This is a genomic window from Thermosediminibacter oceani DSM 16646 (assembly GCF_000144645.1).
In the GTDB taxonomy this organism is placed as follows: domain Bacteria; phylum Bacillota; class Thermosediminibacteria; order Thermosediminibacterales; family Thermosediminibacteraceae; genus Thermosediminibacter; species Thermosediminibacter oceani.
This window is the reverse complement of record NC_014377.1, coordinates 64,357-79,678: the sequence shown is the minus strand read 5'-3', so window position 1 is coordinate 79,678 and position 15,322 is coordinate 64,357. Positions and strand designations below refer to the sequence as shown.

Sequence of the window (15,322 nt, the reverse complement as noted above, 5' to 3'; positions counted from 1 at the left end):
TTTTTGGTGGGAGTGAAGTATTTTCCTGATTCATGTTTCAACCCCTCATAGGTAAGCTAGTAACTAGAACTCCCTGAAATGTATACTGATAGGGATATTATGTTTCAACCCCTCATAGGTAAGCTAGTAACATGAAAACGCCTTGACCCCCTAATTTTGGAGATTATACTACCAAAGATTTAGGTTTTATAGAATTACTTATAATAGCTTGATAATATTTTTGGGGAGCCATATTGTTAAGACTCCCATGACGGCGGCGATTATTGTAATAATCCATATACCAAGCAATCTGTTCATAGGCTTCCGCGTAGCTTGCAAATTGATGTCGGCTATAGCATTCATCTTCAAGAATTGAATGGAAGGCTTCAATATGAGCATTTAAGTTTGGGGTTTTTACCGGTATTCGTTCATGAACGATGCCAAGTTTCCGACAGGCTGCAGCAAAAAGGTTAGCAATGAATTGAGGACCATTATCCGTTCTTAACCTTGGCATTTGCATTCCTGGTTTAATACCACGCTTCTTTAAGGCACTTACACAGCACCCTACGGGCGTCTTTGGCTGTACAGGTTAAACCTAAGTGGTAGTCAATCACACAACGATCAAATACATCAATAAGCGAAAGCTGAAAAAAGAATCTTTCTTCTCCGTGTATGTATCCGTATTTTACATCCATTTCCCAGAGTTGGTTAGGCCCGGTTACTTCAATGCGTTGAGCTAGGCGCCTTGGATGCTTTGGTTTACAAATTCTTTGCGGCTTAAGAATATCCAGTTCCTTACATAGCCGGTAAACTTTTTTATGGTTGATGACAAGGCCATAGTCCTCTACTAAAGCTGCCGTAAGCTTCTTATAGCCATAAGGAAAACCATCTTGACAAACCAATTCACATAGCCATTCTTTAATCTGCTCATCGGCAACCTTCTTGCCATCCAGAGTAAAAGAAAACTGCGTTTTTGGCCTGCCCGCTTTAGCTTTAGCTTGGTTATCAGCGGTTACAGTCGGTTCTTTTTTACTTTCATATGTGTAAAAGGTGGATGGCGCAAGGCCGACAAAGCCCAGAACGAGGTAGAGACTATATCCTTTCGCCACCCACCTTTTGGCAATTGCGACTTTGTCGGCTACTGAGGGTTTACTCGATCCCGTAATTCTCTTAAAATAGCCAGTTCTAGTTCTTTTTCCGCCACAAGTCTTTTTAGCTGGTCATTCTCCCTAGCTAAACTTTCTAGCCTATTTTCTGCCTCTAAAAGCCTTTGGTTTACATCGCGTGGCAGAGGGATAACAGAACCATTCTTTCTTGTTGCTTGAAGCCAGTTATATACCGTATTTTTGGAGAGTCCATGTCCTCTAGCCACTAACGCAATATTACCAACTTCCTGGCATTCTCTTACAACTTGCTCCTTAAATTCTCGGTCATAACGTTTCTTTTTCAATTTCATACCCCCTAATTAACATTGTAACATTATCAAACTTTTTCTCCAATTCTATTAGGGGGCTAAATAGAAAAAGTGCCTGTGTCGTTGATTAGCGACCTGGGTTTCAACCCCTCATAGGTAAGCTAGTAACTTCCTCCTTTGTGGTATACTGGAATTGAGATTTTGTCGTTTCAACCCCTCATAGGTAAGCTAGTAACCTTCCCGAAATGGCTTGAAACCCTGGATTCTTTCGACAGTTTCAACCCCTCATAGGTAAGCTAGTAACTCTCGCTTCGGCAATGCTTTTGCCCATCGCTTCTGCGTTTCAACCCCTCATAGGTAAGCTAGTAACTAAATGATCCGTAGTAACGGGTAAAAAGTGTTCCAGGCACGTTTCAACCCCTCATAGGTAAGCTAGTAACGCAGACATAAAGCAACTCTATGCTTTTGTCATGCAGAGTTTCAACCCCTCATAGGTAAGCTAGTAACCACCTACGGCGCATTCGCGCTTTCAGTGGTTCATTAGTTTCAACCCCTCATAGGTAAGCTAGTAACTAAACTATGGCGATATACTTGCGGGCGAAGTGGAGGGTTTCAACCCCTCATAGGTAAGCTAGTAACCAAAACCTCGCTCCCGTTCGGTGAATAGCTTGCTGGGTTTCAACCCCTCATAGGTAAGCTAGTAACGTCGGTGAAACCCTCGGTGCAGAAGGAGCCAGCACGGGTTTCAACCCCTCATAGGTAAGCTAGTAACTCAGAATGGCATTCCATCCTCTCATGAGGGCAGCAGGTTTCAACCCCTCATAGGTAAGCTAGTAACCTTGGCCACTTATGAAATTTATGGAGGGCGTAATACGCGGTTTCAACCCCTCATAGGTAAGCTAGTAACAAAAAGGGTTATTAGTATAATCATCGTTATTTTTCTCAGTTTCAACCCCTCATAGGTAAGCTAGTAACTAAATTCGGGTCGTTCCAACCCTACTGTTTGTTTATAGTTTCAACCCCTCATAGGTAAGCTAGTAACTAAATGATCCGTAGTAACGGGTAAAAAGTGTTCCAGGCACGTTTCAACCCCTCATAGGTAAGCTAGTAACGCAGACATAAAGCAACTCTATGCTTTTGTCATGCAGAGTTTCAACCCCTCATAGGTAAGCTAGTAACGTTGACTACCTTTCTACTCCGTTCAATCATGTCATTTTCGTTTCAACCCCTCATAGGTAAGCTAGTAACTTAGAGAAGAACATAATCTTACATTGGACGATTTTGCGTTTCAACCCCTCATAGGTAAGCTAGTAACGAGCGGAGGGAGTGTGACGCCATGCCAAAAATTTTTTGTTTCAACCCCTCATAGGTAAGCTAGTAACGCCCACCTAAACGGGGCGCAATAGAAATACCAGTGGGGTTTCAACCCCTCATAGGTAAGCTAGTAACATATTGAGAAAGTTACATAAGAGCCACCAGTTACAGCGTTTCAACCCCTCATAGGTAAGCTAGTAACTGTGTGATACCAGCGGAATTTTCGACTATTTCAATGAGTTTCAACCCCTCATAGGTAAGCTAGTAACTGAAAATGTCGTGCGGGTTCTTGCTCGTGCGTATTTTACGCGTTTCAACCCCTCATAGGTAAGCTAGTAACGGCCTAATTCAGAACTCTCACGTAAGTGCTGATATGCGTTTCAACCCCTCATAGGTAAGCTAGTAACGGGGTGTCACGCTCCCCTTTCTCCCAGAGTCATGCCCGTTTCAACCCCTCATAGGTAAGCTAGTAACGAAGAGGAAGCTGCCGCTGGTGCCGCCGCTAACTGGTTTCAACCCCTCATAGGTAAGCTAGTAACAATGTGCGAAGAATACGAGGATGCTGCATATCTATCTTAGTTTCAACCCCTCATAGGTAAGCTAGTAACCATATATCCCCTAGCTTAGATGAAATTGTATTCCATGTCGTGTTTCAACCCCTCATAGGTAAGCTAGTAACAAGAAGTCTAACGGCCCCTGGGTGACCGGTGTCCCCGGTTTCAACCCCTCATAGGTAAGCTAGTAACGAGACCAGCACCGAATATTTGCGGCTCGGCAGGAAGGGTTTCAACCCCTCATAGGTAAGCTAGTAACTGAAATCGCCGACGCTGGCGGCTATTTTTCTTCGAGTTTCAACCCCTCATAGGTAAGCTAGTAACCCGCCGACGCCGCCAGCGATATTAGGCACTTCAGGAGCGGGTTTCAACCCCTCATAGGTAAGCTAGTAACTTTAGTACTACCTTAAAAAAATAAAAAACAGTACTCGTTTCAACCCCTCATAGGTAAGCTAGTAACTTTACGAAAAAGATATTTTCACATAAACGGAAATTTGTTTCAACCCCTCATAGGTAAGCTAGTAACAAAGAAAAAGGTTGCGGCGGTTGCAAATACATTACCTAGTTTCAACCCCTCATAGGTAAGCTAGTAACGCGGCGAAGGAAGGATTTTTAAATCGGTTTACGAAAGTTTCAACCCCTCATAGGTAAGCTAGTAACAATCGAATCCTAATTCTTTTGCAAATTCGTCATACCCGTTTCAACCCCTCATAGGTAAGCTAGTAACCCGGGGGTGTATTGTAAAATCCCTCCTTTGTGGGTAGTTTCAACCCCTCATAGGTAAGCTAGTAACCGAGAATCCCGGCCAGGGCCTTCGGGCCCTTCCGCTGTTTCAACCCCTCATAGGTAAGCTAGTAACCGCATATATTCACCCGAAACAATAGAAAAGCATTTTAGGTTTCAACTCCTCATAGGTAAGCTAGTAACTTGAACACCGAAAGGAGAGTGTCAATATGAATGAATGTTTCAACCCCTCATAGGTAAGCTAGTAACAATTCCATCGCCTCGGCGGCTATTGAAGAAAAAATCGAGGTTTCAACCCCTCATAGGTAAGCTAGTAACTTCTTATTCCATCTATGCTATTCTATGATTAGAATTGTTTCAACCCCTCATAGGTAAGCTAGTAACTACTCATACTCCCCAATCCCATTACACATGGGGGAGTATGTAGTTTCAACCCCTCATAGGTAAGCTAGTAACAAGAAATAGAAGCCGAAATCGACGCGGTAGCAATAGATGTTTCAACCCCTCATAGGTAAGCTAGTAACAAGCTCGCCTCGTGTATTCCTCGGCTCTCTGTCTTGGTTTCAACCCCTCATAGGTAAGCTAGTAACTTAGCAACGCCTATGATTGAGAGCCCGACTATAACCGGTTTCAACCCCTCATAGGTAAGCTAGTAACTTCTTTCCGAACGCCTCAAGCGTGAGCGGGAGAAATAGTTTCAACCCCTCATAGGTAAGCTAGTAACCCGGTAAGTGCCCGAACATCACCGGATATCATCCTGTTTCAACCCCTCATAGGTAAGCTAGTAACTACTGGAGCGCCAACAGTTATCGCTGTTTCGATTGCTCGTTTCAACCCCTCATAGGTAAGCTAGTAACGCTTCTGCTCTTGTCATACTCTCTTGACCCGCCAATCGGTTTCAACCCCTCATAGGTAAGCTAGTAACACGAGTATTTATATGGACGGTCGTATAGCTTTTTCAAGTTTCAACCCCTCATAGGTAAGCTAGTAACGCTTCTGCTCTTGTCATACTCTCTTGACCCGCCAATCGGTTTCAACCCCTCATAGGTAAGCTAGTAACTGGGAGAGAGCGAAGGAACTGGTCGCCATACGATCGGAGTTTCAACCCCTCATAGGTAAGCTAGTAACGCACTTTCTGCAGTCCACCTGCGTGCAGGTATTTCTTGTTTCAACCCCTCATAGGTAAGCTAGTAACTTTTACCATCACTTTGAGGAAGAAATAAATAATCTGTTTCAACCCCTCATAGGTAAGCTAGTAACACACAACAGGGTAGGGTAGGGGAGAGTAGGGGAGAAGGTTTCAACCCCTCATAGGTAAGCTAGTAACAGCTATTGGAGTTCCCTATATTTTTCTACGGGAACCGCGTTTCAACCCCTCATAGGTAAGCTAGTAACGACCTTTAGTTCGGTCGGGGTCTTGATCGTGATGCCATGTTTCAACCCCTCATAGGTAAGCTAGTAACCCAGAAATGTGGTCTTATGCGTGCCGCCGGGAGCGAGGTGGTTTCAACCCCTCATAGGTAAGCTAGTAACTCGATATTTCCTCCTCAAGAAAAACAGCGAATATATCGCGTTTCAACCCCTCATAGGTAAGCTAGTAACGATATTTCCTCCTCAAGAAAAACAGCGAATATATCGCGTTTCAACCCCTCATAGGTAAGCTAGTAACCTTGTTATCTCAGCATTAGAAAGCATAGTCAGATACCTGTTTCAACCCCTCATAGGTAAGCTAGTAACGCCCTTCTGGAACGATCTGACTGGCGAGGATGAGGTATGTTTCAACCCCTCATAGGTAAGCTAGTAACTTTGCACTACTGGAGCGGAATGGATACCGAGAGGCGGGTTTCAACCCCTCATAGGTAAGCTAGTAACTTTTCGGCTCTGTATCAAAAGAATTAGGGGCGGATTCGTTTCAACCCCTCATAGGTAAGCTAGTAACTTTTGCACTACTGGAGCGGAATGGATACCGAGAGGCGGGTTTCAACCCCTCATAGGTAAGCTAGTAACGCGAGATATGAAGAAGAAAGTCATACAGGAGTTACTGGAGTTTCAACCCCTCATAGGTAAGCTAGTAACCGAAAGCGAGCATAGCGGACAAATTTAAAGTAGGGGGTTTCAACCCCTCATAGGTAAGCTAGTAACTCAGCTATTCCACCAGCATTATCAGTTATATCAGCTCGTTTCAACCCCTCATAGGTAAGCTAGTAACCCATGAAATAATGAAAAAATTAAAGTTTTAAGCAGAAAAAACGTTTATTTAATTTTCTATATTTATTTCGCCACTAACTAAAAAAATCCTTCTGAAACAGTGTTAATTCTGACTTTAAGCGTAATTAGCCTTTGTCGTCGACCTCCGGGGGTTTTTGCATCACCGGAGGTCGACGACATTTTTTATAGAAATATTTCCTCTCCGCCCTTTTTTCTCCCAAGCATTTCTCGATCGGAATATTTAATCGTCCTTAATATGTAAAAAATAACCGAATCTTCATCTTCCACTATTGCTCTTTTCAGTTCCAGTTTTAATTTTTTATACGCCGATTCCGTTATTTCTCCTTCAAAGACCGAATTCTGAACCCAGGTAAGATATTTTCGGCAGATTTTTAACACCTTTGCCACTCTTTTTTCGCCCACGTCATATACAAGTATTATAAACATGCAAATTCTTATGCCTCCAGATTACCAGCCGGCTACAAAGGCGCTGTATTCTTGTTCACCCATGAGATGCTTTTCCAATTTATATAGCTCGAGCCTTATAAGTCTTCTATATGAAACGTTTTTACCAATTTGCCTATGCTTGAAAGTTGTTGATAGTTTTTCTTCCAGTTCTTTTATAAACTCCCTTTTGGCTTTTTCTTTAATAATCAACCCTTCAGAATCTTGCTCAAAATCGTCTTTGGTTATCACCTTTCTGCCGATAAGGGTAAGTATTACCCTGTCGACTATAATCGGCTTGAAAATCTCTGCAACATCGAGGTTCAGGGTAAACCTCCTGAAATTGGTAGCATGGAGAAAACCGATACGAGGGTCCAGGTGTGTTTTATATATTTCGCTAAGCACGATCGTATAAATCATTGAATTTCCAAAGCTTATAAGCGAATTTAAGTTGTTTTTCGGTGGCCTTGTAGTCCTTTTGCAGAACTTAAAGTCTTGATTTTGTAATATTTTATCAAACGAAGAATAATAACATTCTCTGATATTGCCCTCTATAGCCATGAGCTCATCAATTTCATTAAAATCATCTATTCTGCCCTCAAGTTCGCGGATCCTTTCATCGATTTTAACCAGATCTTTTCCGCGATTTATGTAATACCTTATGACCTGTAATATATTTTTTACCGCACCTCTTACGAACTCCCGTGCTATTGTTAGCCTTTTTTCTTTATCCAAATAGTATTCGGCCTGCTTCAAAATCATGTAGCCTGAATTAAGAAACTCCCGCGGGTAAAAGGATCCCACATAGTAGTCATAATGGTTAAAAAAATGAATTATTATTTGGTTTTGAGACGCAAATTCCAGAAACCTCTTATTTATGTTTACTTCTCCAAAAATATAGATCTCACTGGTATTTTCCACGGGTATATAGTTTTTCCGGTCTTCGGTTTCAAGGTAAAGAGTATTGTCTTTTCTTTTAAGTTCTCCGCTTGAAAAAATATAAATCGCTTTTTTCATACTACGAAAGGCTCCTTGAAAGCATATTGATATGTAAATTAAAAATTAATAATCAAGCCCAGCAGAATTCTCTATATGCACAATTACTGCACCATCTTATCTTTTCTGGCTTTGGAGGTACTGGCTCATACATCAACTTCAGGATACGGGTTATGGCATTTTCCACTTCTCTTGTCAGTTGCTCGTCCAAAACAATCTGCTCCTTTCGTTTTTCCTCGAGATATCTGAGTTCTCCCTTTGCCTCTATTCCGAGCTTTCTTAGTTCAAAAAGATAAAAAGCCAATTGCATTTTCGCACTTCGTTCTGCTTTTGAACTCTTTTTTATTTCCGCAATGACGAGCTGTCCTTCTCGGGTCCCCAAAACGTCCACTTTCCCACCGTGAAAACTTATTTCCTTCCGCTCTCTTGCGTAACTTTCTTGATGTAAAAACCGTCCAATCGCCACATTTTCATCATCTTCATCGGGATTTATATTATGGGACATAAGCCATACCTGACGCGGACATATAAAGTAATACCATACTAGTGTTCCGGTAATGTTAATCTCTTCGTTTAACACTTTTAATCCTTCCCTTAGTAGCATACAAGGATAATCTTCAAAACATCCGAAATTCCGTACTATCTTCAGCAAGAGCCATTCCCGTATCTTCGCTGTAAATTCTATCATCCACCAGACTGCCTATAAAGGCACCTTCGGGTATTCTTACAATGGAATCAGCTCTTTTGACACTTACGCACACGCAGAACTGCTCGATCAACGCCATGAAGAGTTTTTTATCCCGAAAGGACAAACTCTTCCAGAATCCCTTTTCAAGGTAGCGCTGATATATATCCGAAACCCCGGATATGCCGAAATATTTCATAGCGCGCTGAATTATTTCGGGGATGTCCGGACCACCGGAGCCTTTAAATACTCGTGGCACGAATACCATCACTTTAGGATAATCACCTTCAAAGGGTTCAATTTCTTTTAGTCTGGACCATTGCCCCATAGCCGCTTCATATATCAGTTGCATTTTCCTAGTCGGTGGGTTTCTTTTAAAAGCTTCTCTATAAAAGTTTTCTATTATCTCCCTGGAATCCTTTTCCGAAAATTCCTTACAAATTTCAAGCTGTTCATCTGTCACTTCCCTGAATATAGGATTTTTGTAAACATACTTTCTTGAGTCCTCACCGTCATCCCTTACAAAATCAACAACGAGTACTTCAGCCGGATCCCCTTCCCCATGCCGGTTGCCGCGTCCCGCGGCTTGAATTACGGAAGGTATAACAGGACGTGCTCTTATTACACACCGAAAACTCAAATCTACACCCGCTTCAAGAATCTGAGTGCAGACTACTATACATTTTTTTCCTCTTCTTAATGAATCCTTTATTCTTGAGATCCATGCGGATTTGTGAAGGGGAGTCATACATCCCGTCAGGTTAAAAATATCTATTCCGGTTATATTTTCAAAGTACCCCCGTAAGATGAGGTCTTTCACCGCCATGTAAACCCTGGCTGCATCAGCAACGGTATTTAAAATCACCGCTACAGAACCTTTTTCCATTAACTTTTTCACAGCCAGCTCCGCGAGAGTCTGGGCATCCCATTTACCCTCCAAAGTTTTTATAATATAACGCGGAATTAAAGAATCTCCCCTTGAAAGACACATATATTCTTCGTTAAGATAATCCGAAGCATGTGGAAGTGTCGCTGTGCATAAAATCGACTGAAAATGCAATCGTTTCGCAGCCGCTTCGAGAGTCTTCAAGAAGGCAGCCCATGCTTTCGGTTCAATAATTTGAGGTTCGTCAATTATTACAAAGGCATTATTTAGAGCCTGTATCCTAACCGTGTGCTGTGCCTTTGTTGGGAATAGCGCCAGAAAAAACTGGTTGAAGGTAGTAGTTACGATTTTGGATTGCCATGAATCAATAAGAAAGGCTCCATCTTCCTCTGACCTCAGGTGCTCGTAATCTATATCGAGAAATGATAGATGATGATGTTCAATTATATCGGATATACCCGTAGCTTCTCGGATGACATTGGTAGCCTGAGACAAAATTGATATATAAGGAGCAACATAGATTACACGACTGCACTTGCCTGAAGCCACGGCCTCCAGTGCTATCCTCAAGGCGGTGAGCGTTTTCCCAAGTCCGGTAGCAAGCTCCAGTGAATAAATTAACCTATCGGGGAAAGTCCTGTACGTCTCCAATGCTTCCTTTTGATGATCGTTTCTGAGTTTTACAATTCGTAAAGTCTCCGGCGCAGCATTTTTTTGCAGGCGACTGCATTCCTCCGCAAGATTATTTATAGCCACTCTGGCTTCTTCCGGATGGAAAAAAGCAAAATTTAAGCCCGCAGCATGAAACCTGTCAGCTGAAATCATGGCCGACGTTCGATCTCTCATTATTAAGCCGGCTGCTGCAGAGTCCCGATCCGCGCTGTTATCAATATAGCGTTTGGCATAGCCGAGGGCTTTATCTGCAACAACCGCCCATCTTCTATCTATCCCTTGAAGCCTATCTGCAAAGCTACGAGATGTAAGTGTTATTTCAGGGAAATATTCCCTCACAAAATCGAAAAATCCGTCAAGGTCTACGGTTTCATAGGGATAAACCCCTTCGGCAGATAAAAGAGCCTCTTCCCACGGTGGCCATGCCGGGTCAATATTTTTGATTGAACCGTGATGCCCTGCAATATCCAGGGTGAGTTGCGTAATCAGATACTCCCTGAACCGCCTGGGCAAATCTTTAGTCACCAGCTGTTCGCTGCAAACGAAAAATATCATACTTCCTAGAGGAGAGTGGCTGCCGCCCGAGGCAACCACCCTTCCTTCTTCCTTAGATAAGATATACATTTGCCATCGTTTTGTAGCCTTACCGACATCGTGGCAGAGACCCGCCAGGAATCTCAGCCTGCTTTCATCGCCTCCTTTGGGATCACCCATAAATTTTGCAACCGCAAAGAGATGGTCAGTAAGAAGGTTGGGATTCCCGTCCCCGGACTTGGGTCGGGCAACGCACTCCCTGAAAGGAATCACCACAGGCAAATCACTCCATTTTCAACTTTCAGAATACGATAATTGACCGAACCAGCAGAGTCTCTTGTTCTAAACTTTATTGGTCTACCGGACTCTTCAATGATAAAATTAAGAGTTCCTTTAAAATTCCTGTCGCGGTCAACTGTATAACGAGCTCCTCTCATCGGTATATACCTTTCTCCTGTTTCGGTGATCAAACGTTCAACTATATTTGTGGGAACTATCGTAATTGCGGTGAGGATATCTCCTGGTGCCGGTGATATCTCTTCAGCATCGATTACGCCTGTAAACCTCGGGAATGTCAGGCAAAAAGCAGATCCGAGATAGGTATGAAAAACACTCCTCCTTTCTCTGATCATTTCTACAAGCGTTTCAAAATGGTCTCCTGCATAATACACGCGGTAGTGAGGGTTTACAATCAGCTGAATTGATGTAAGTCGGTTAAAATAGTCGCCGCTGTTGCCCATCCAACCCTTACCAAGCATTGACATTTCTTGGGTTACAGTGCGAACGGGACTGAGTATGGAATATCCCATCCAGTTTTCTCCATCCAGCACGCTCTTCCCAAGAATAGATGCGATCAGACCACAAAGCACGGTCCTTGGCATGGCAGGGTACGTAGGGTGCGTTACTATCCCATCTGGTCTGCGGAAATGTGCAATATCGCCGCGCAATTCAAAGACAAGCAGTTTCAAGTTTTTTCACCTGCCCTTAAATTTGCATCCCGGCGCCGCTACCATATTTTTTCGCGGGTTCCAGGGAGTTCACAGCTGATCGTCAAGGCAGGATTTACCCAGTACCGTATCCTTTCAATCTTATTGCCGAATTCCCCGTTCGGGTCCAGCACTTCTGCCAGACGGTCCACATTTAACCTCACTTGTTCCAGTGATGTCGGAGGGTTGCCTCCCAGCCACGCTTCGCGCCCGGGCTCCAGGGAGATGTAATCTTCCAGGTATCCTATGCGGAAGAAAGGATCGGAATACTCTACGTGAAGCAAGAAGCAAGGCTGCTGTATGCCTCTACCCCTGGCCTGCCTGTGCAGAGTGCCTTTCCATAGCGCCTCCAGCAACAGTTCTATATCATCCCGGGTCGCGCCAGTCTCGTTAGCGATACTTTGATTTATGACTCCTGGCATGCAAAATACCGCAAATGGAACTATATATGTAGTCCAAATGGAACCCTGCCCTTTGCTCGCATCCTCTGAAGGAATTACTACGGTTCCCTGCACGTATCGAGTTTCAACGGGATGAAGTGAATGAGCCCAGCCAAACTGAACCGGCCCTGTCTGGTTGAAACTTTCTTTTTCCACACTATAAACAGCACCGAACACCCTGACATCGAAAGCTGCCGACATAAGGGTCTTCTTTTTATCTGGTGAATCTTCACCAGAAACATCTTCGATAATCTTCCTCGCAAGTTCTTTCCTGTCCCTAAGTTTACCGTTTTCTCCTTTTTCCTGCCGAACAAAGATATGATACTTTTTATCCGGGCCTCCATCTGGAAAACGGTGCTGGATATAATCTCTGACATCCCGTTTGATGCTAACGTCACTTAAGGATATTCTGCCGTCATCCTCTCCAAATATCCTTCTGGCATCGCTGTCGTTAAGGGGATCACGGTTGGGGATTCCATCCTTAACGCACTTTATAAACAGTATTTCTCCGGTCCTTGGGATTTCAGGCATTAAACATCACTCCTTTTTTAGTTTTTAATCAGATGTTTTAGCCGAAAGCGCGTATCCACTCCAGAATGAAGCTATAAATAAATCCTTTTCAGCTTTAATCTTGTCCCGAAGCCGGTTGTAGGCCAGCATTGTAACGGCATTCTTTTTGCTGAGTTCCGGTTCCATATAAATGTCCAGGTTTTTAGCGTATTCTTCCAGCCTAGCCAGCCCCCTACTCCATATCACATCCGGTGAGAGACTGCTGCCGAAAACCATAACCCGGTGTTTTATAAAATCTTTTGCCTTTACCGCATAATATCTCCTGCTGAACTCCTGTATTACATAACCCGCTGCAAATCCAACTTTTTCAACAGTATCCAAAACCATATCCTCCGCCGGAGTTTCCACCACCAATTTCCTTAGCTCTTTCCAATCGCTCAATTTACACATACCCCCTTCTATGCCCAAAGTTGAATGGTATATTGACAGAAAACTGGCAAAACCATAGAAGAAAAGCACCTCGTCAAATATCTTCCATTTAGAATCAGGCCAACTTCTACTTAAGGTTAACATTCTGTGCCCGCAGCCTGTTACAAAACTTCCTTGATCCAGCTTCTTTCTGGTTATTACCTTTTCCAGCGTTTGCCACATATAACCCGGCCCATAGGCGTTGGCGAGAAGCCATGGTATTGAACCGTAACGGCTTCTAATTTGGCCGTAAAGATCCTCGTTTTTACTACCGGGAAGCTCTCGCGATAACTCGGCAACCGACATAACCGTGCTTTTTGCAACATCGTCTAGTTTTATCAAGATAGAAGGAAGCACATCTTCCATTGTAGCTCTCAGGTGCACATCACCCTTGCTCCTGTCTCCAGAATAATATACGATGTAAAACCGCAGAGCATCTTGAAGATTTTCTTCAGATATCTGGCTTTCGAAGCCGACCACCGACTGGATATCCCTTACCCTTCTTCCAGCGGCATGCTCCCTTGATACCATCAGCGAAATTTCTTCGCCTAAAAATTTCATATCTTCTTCGGAAAGTGCCATGTCTACCGGCGCGGGATATACGCATCCCGTTACTTTGACCGACGCGTCCCCCGCTTTTTTATTTTCCCTTCCACCAGGGCTGTCAACAGGAGCGAATAGCCTTTTGTAAGCCATCCCGGAATATCTTTTTCCATGCTTCTGAAAGCACTTGCCCCGTAAGTCAGAGCTTTATAGCAATCTTCGCATAGGCCACCGGTTTTTTCGGCCAGGTTCAACTTCTTTTTGGCACTTAACTGAGGAAGCGGGCAACTCCAGGTAGGGAGAAAAAGCGGCCACGATTTGTTATAAATTGAAACGAGTTTGTCAATCTTTCCGCACGTTACACATATTCCATTATCGATCTTTCCAGCTTCCGCGCCTTCAGTAAGTTTTGCTTTCCAAAGCCTGTCCAGGATTTTGGTAAGGTCGGTATAAACAGCCATGCCAGGATAAGCGAAACTTTCGGTGACCTTGAATTCTATCCTTTCATCTATCTTAACTCCGGAAGGTTTTAACCGGTAAGGAGAGTCTTCATCAATTATGCATATTGCTATCAGTGCTTTCAAGTTCCTTTTTTCGGAAATATTCGTTTCACGTATACTTCGTGATATACTTTCAGCGCATACCATCAACTCATCCCCGGTTAAAGCTGCACCTTCCGTTCTGGCAAACCTGCCTTTCAGGAATCTGACAACTTTTTCGGGATTTTCGGAAAATTCCTTGAAGTCCTCATCATAAACTATGTATACCGGAACCGGGTAATAGCCCTGCGGTTGTCTCCGATTGCCTCCCTGGGGAAGAAAGAATGGGGTACCGATGGCCCTTTCAAAATCGGGCCTAAAAATGCTCTTTTTTGATTTTTTCCCTCCAGCATCCTCAAAATCCCCCCAGCATATAGTAGGACTGCAAACTATCTTCGGCTCAGGATTGCGGTATACCTCTACTATGTAAATTCTTTGAAGAAAATCTCCTGCGAGTGGGTCACCCAGGGCAGAAATCTCTTTTACTATTGCTCGTGGCGAATGAGGAAAACTCATTAAAACTTTACCGAGTCTAATAAGGCTATCTACCAACATTTTCCATTTTCACCCTTTTTTAATAAAAATTAGTTTGCATCAAATTCTATCTTGATGATTCCCACCTCCTGTAATCTCTAGGCAGCCAAACCCAGCACTGTTTTTAGCCCCTAAGCCCCAGTCCAGGGCGAGCTTAAGGTACCTGGTAGGCCCAGAAATCATAAGGTAGCCGCTATATCCTTTAATAAAATTGTTTTTGAATTTAACCATATTAGTTTTGGGATCCCCTTTAAATTCTATATTTAATTCAAAATCCTGATTCTCTTCCCATCCCAAAGCGCGCGCCTTCCGAACCAGGTTATCCCGGCAGAGAGATACAAATTCGGAATCCTTTGGAGAAAAATAACAAGTGTATTTTGATCCATCAAACTTCAACATCGTCGAATATACAGTTATAGGAGAAAGAGTCCTAACTAAAATGCTGCTACCGCTGACCTTTGGATCTGCTATTTCCACTTTCGATACCGGAAAAGAAGATTTCCCTAAGATTATCTCGCCTCTTTTCAAAAGCCCCGTCAAAAGACTTTGACAAATTTCCGAAATAGGCGAGGTAACTACCAGTGCCGCACCTTTCGGAAAGTAAATAATACCTCTTTCCCTATCTAATTTGTATTCTCCCATCAAACGGCTGAAACATATTGGTTTTAATCTTCGCTTCTCCAGTACCAGCCCCTTATCGTGCATCCATGTACCTAGCTCGCCGTCAAGCAGGGAGTACAACGCTGTCTGCAGGTAATAAGGGTAATATATACTGGTTCCAAGTGTGACGGGCTCAAAATGGATACGGACTCTCATAATTTGCCTCCCTAGCTGAACAAAAAAATGTTTGTTTCTATGATGCTAAAATTCTA

9 protein-coding genes, 1 pseudogene and 1 CRISPR repeat array are annotated in these 15,322 nt (G+C 43.3%); all 10 genes and pseudogenes read right to left on the bottom strand.

Annotation, left to right across the window (positions count from 1 at the left end; genetic code table 11):
- Positions 1-163 precede the first annotated feature (163 nt).
- The 10 genes and pseudogenes from TOCE_RS00400 to cas6 all read right to left on the bottom strand — a co-directional run bounded on the left by TOCE_RS00400 (position 164) and on the right by cas6 (position 15,266).
- A pseudogene (locus TOCE_RS00400) lies at positions 164-1,429 on the bottom strand (IS3 family transposase).
- Positions 1,430-1,531: 102 nt separating this feature from the next.
- A CRISPR array of direct repeats spans positions 1,532-6,214; the repeat unit is 30 nt; unit sequence GTTTCAACCCCTCATAGGTAAGCTAGTAAC.
- Positions 6,215-6,396: 182 nt separating this feature from the next.
- The gene (gene cas2, locus TOCE_RS00390; RefSeq protein ID WP_013274920.1) at positions 6,397-6,660 is read right to left on the bottom strand and encodes a CRISPR-associated endonuclease Cas2; all 264 of its coding nucleotides are present in this window, start codon (positions 6,658-6,660) and stop codon (positions 6,397-6,399) included.
- Between the two features lie 21 nt (positions 6,661-6,681).
- Positions 6,682-7,674, bottom strand: coding sequence for a type I-B CRISPR-associated endonuclease Cas1b (gene cas1b / locus TOCE_RS00385; RefSeq protein WP_013274919.1), 993 nt, complete (start codon positions 7,672-7,674; stop codon positions 6,682-6,684).
- A 52-nt stretch (positions 7,675-7,726) separates the two neighbouring features.
- Positions 7,727-8,257, bottom strand: coding sequence for a CRISPR-associated protein Cas4 (gene cas4 / locus TOCE_RS00380; RefSeq protein ID WP_013274918.1), 531 nt, complete (start codon positions 8,255-8,257; stop codon positions 7,727-7,729).
- 13 nt (positions 8,258-8,270) lie between these two features.
- Positions 8,271-10,706: a CRISPR-associated helicase/endonuclease Cas3 gene (locus TOCE_RS00375; RefSeq protein ID WP_013274917.1), complete on the bottom strand. Its 2,436-nt coding sequence runs from the start codon at positions 10,704-10,706 to the stop codon at positions 8,271-8,273.
- Positions 10,700-11,398 carry a CRISPR-associated protein Cas5 gene (cas5, locus tag TOCE_RS00370; protein WP_013274916.1) on the bottom strand — a complete coding sequence of 233 codons (699 nt, stop codon included), beginning with the start codon at positions 11,396-11,398 and terminating at the stop codon, positions 10,700-10,702. Before cas5 ends, TOCE_RS00375 begins: the two co-directional genes overlap by 7 nt.
- A 38-nt stretch (positions 11,399-11,436) precedes the next feature.
- Complete coding sequence (locus TOCE_RS00365; RefSeq protein WP_013274915.1) at positions 11,437-12,387, bottom strand: CRISPR-associated protein; 951 nt, start codon at positions 12,385-12,387, stop codon at positions 11,437-11,439.
- A gap of 24 nt (positions 12,388-12,411) precedes the next feature.
- Positions 12,412-13,530, bottom strand: a complete 1,119-nt coding sequence (locus TOCE_RS00360; RefSeq protein WP_148218347.1) for a hypothetical protein — start codon at positions 13,528-13,530, stop codon at positions 12,412-12,414.
- A complete protein-coding gene (locus TOCE_RS00355) occupies positions 13,446-14,471 on the bottom strand; it encodes a hypothetical protein (RefSeq protein ID WP_041423802.1) in 1,026 nt (341 codons plus the stop codon). The genes TOCE_RS00360 and TOCE_RS00355 overlap by 85 nt, the downstream gene beginning before the upstream one ends.
- A 39-nt stretch (positions 14,472-14,510) precedes the next feature.
- On the bottom strand, positions 14,511-15,266 hold the full coding sequence (gene cas6 / locus TOCE_RS00350; RefSeq protein WP_013274914.1) for a CRISPR-associated endoribonuclease Cas6: 756 nt from the start codon (positions 15,264-15,266) through the stop codon (positions 14,511-14,513).
- Positions 15,267-15,322: the final 56 nt, after the last annotated feature.

Bases quoted from the DNA above. Each gene is read 5' to 3' on its own strand.
- cas2 (WP_013274920.1), bottom strand. From the start codon at position 6,660: ATGTTTATAATACTTGTATATGACGTGGGCGAAAAAAGAGTGGCAAAG.
- cas1b (WP_013274919.1), bottom strand. From the start codon at position 7,674: ATGAAAAAAGCGATTTATATTTTTTCAAGCGGAGAACTTAAAAGAAAA.
- cas4 (WP_013274918.1), bottom strand. From the start codon at position 8,257: ATGCTACTAAGGGAAGGATTAAAAGTGTTAAACGAAGAGATTAACATT.
- TOCE_RS00365 (WP_013274915.1), bottom strand. From the start codon at position 12,387: ATGCCTGAAATCCCAAGGACCGGAGAAATACTGTTTATAAAGTGCGTT.
- TOCE_RS00360 (WP_148218347.1), bottom strand. From the start codon at position 13,530: ATGGCTTACAAAAGGCTATTCGCTCCTGTTGACAGCCCTGGTGGAAGG.
- TOCE_RS00355 (WP_041423802.1), bottom strand. From the start codon at position 14,471: ATGTTGGTAGATAGCCTTATTAGACTCGGTAAAGTTTTAATGAGTTTT.
- cas6 (WP_013274914.1), bottom strand. From the start codon at position 15,266: ATGAGAGTCCGTATCCATTTTGAGCCCGTCACACTTGGAACCAGTATA.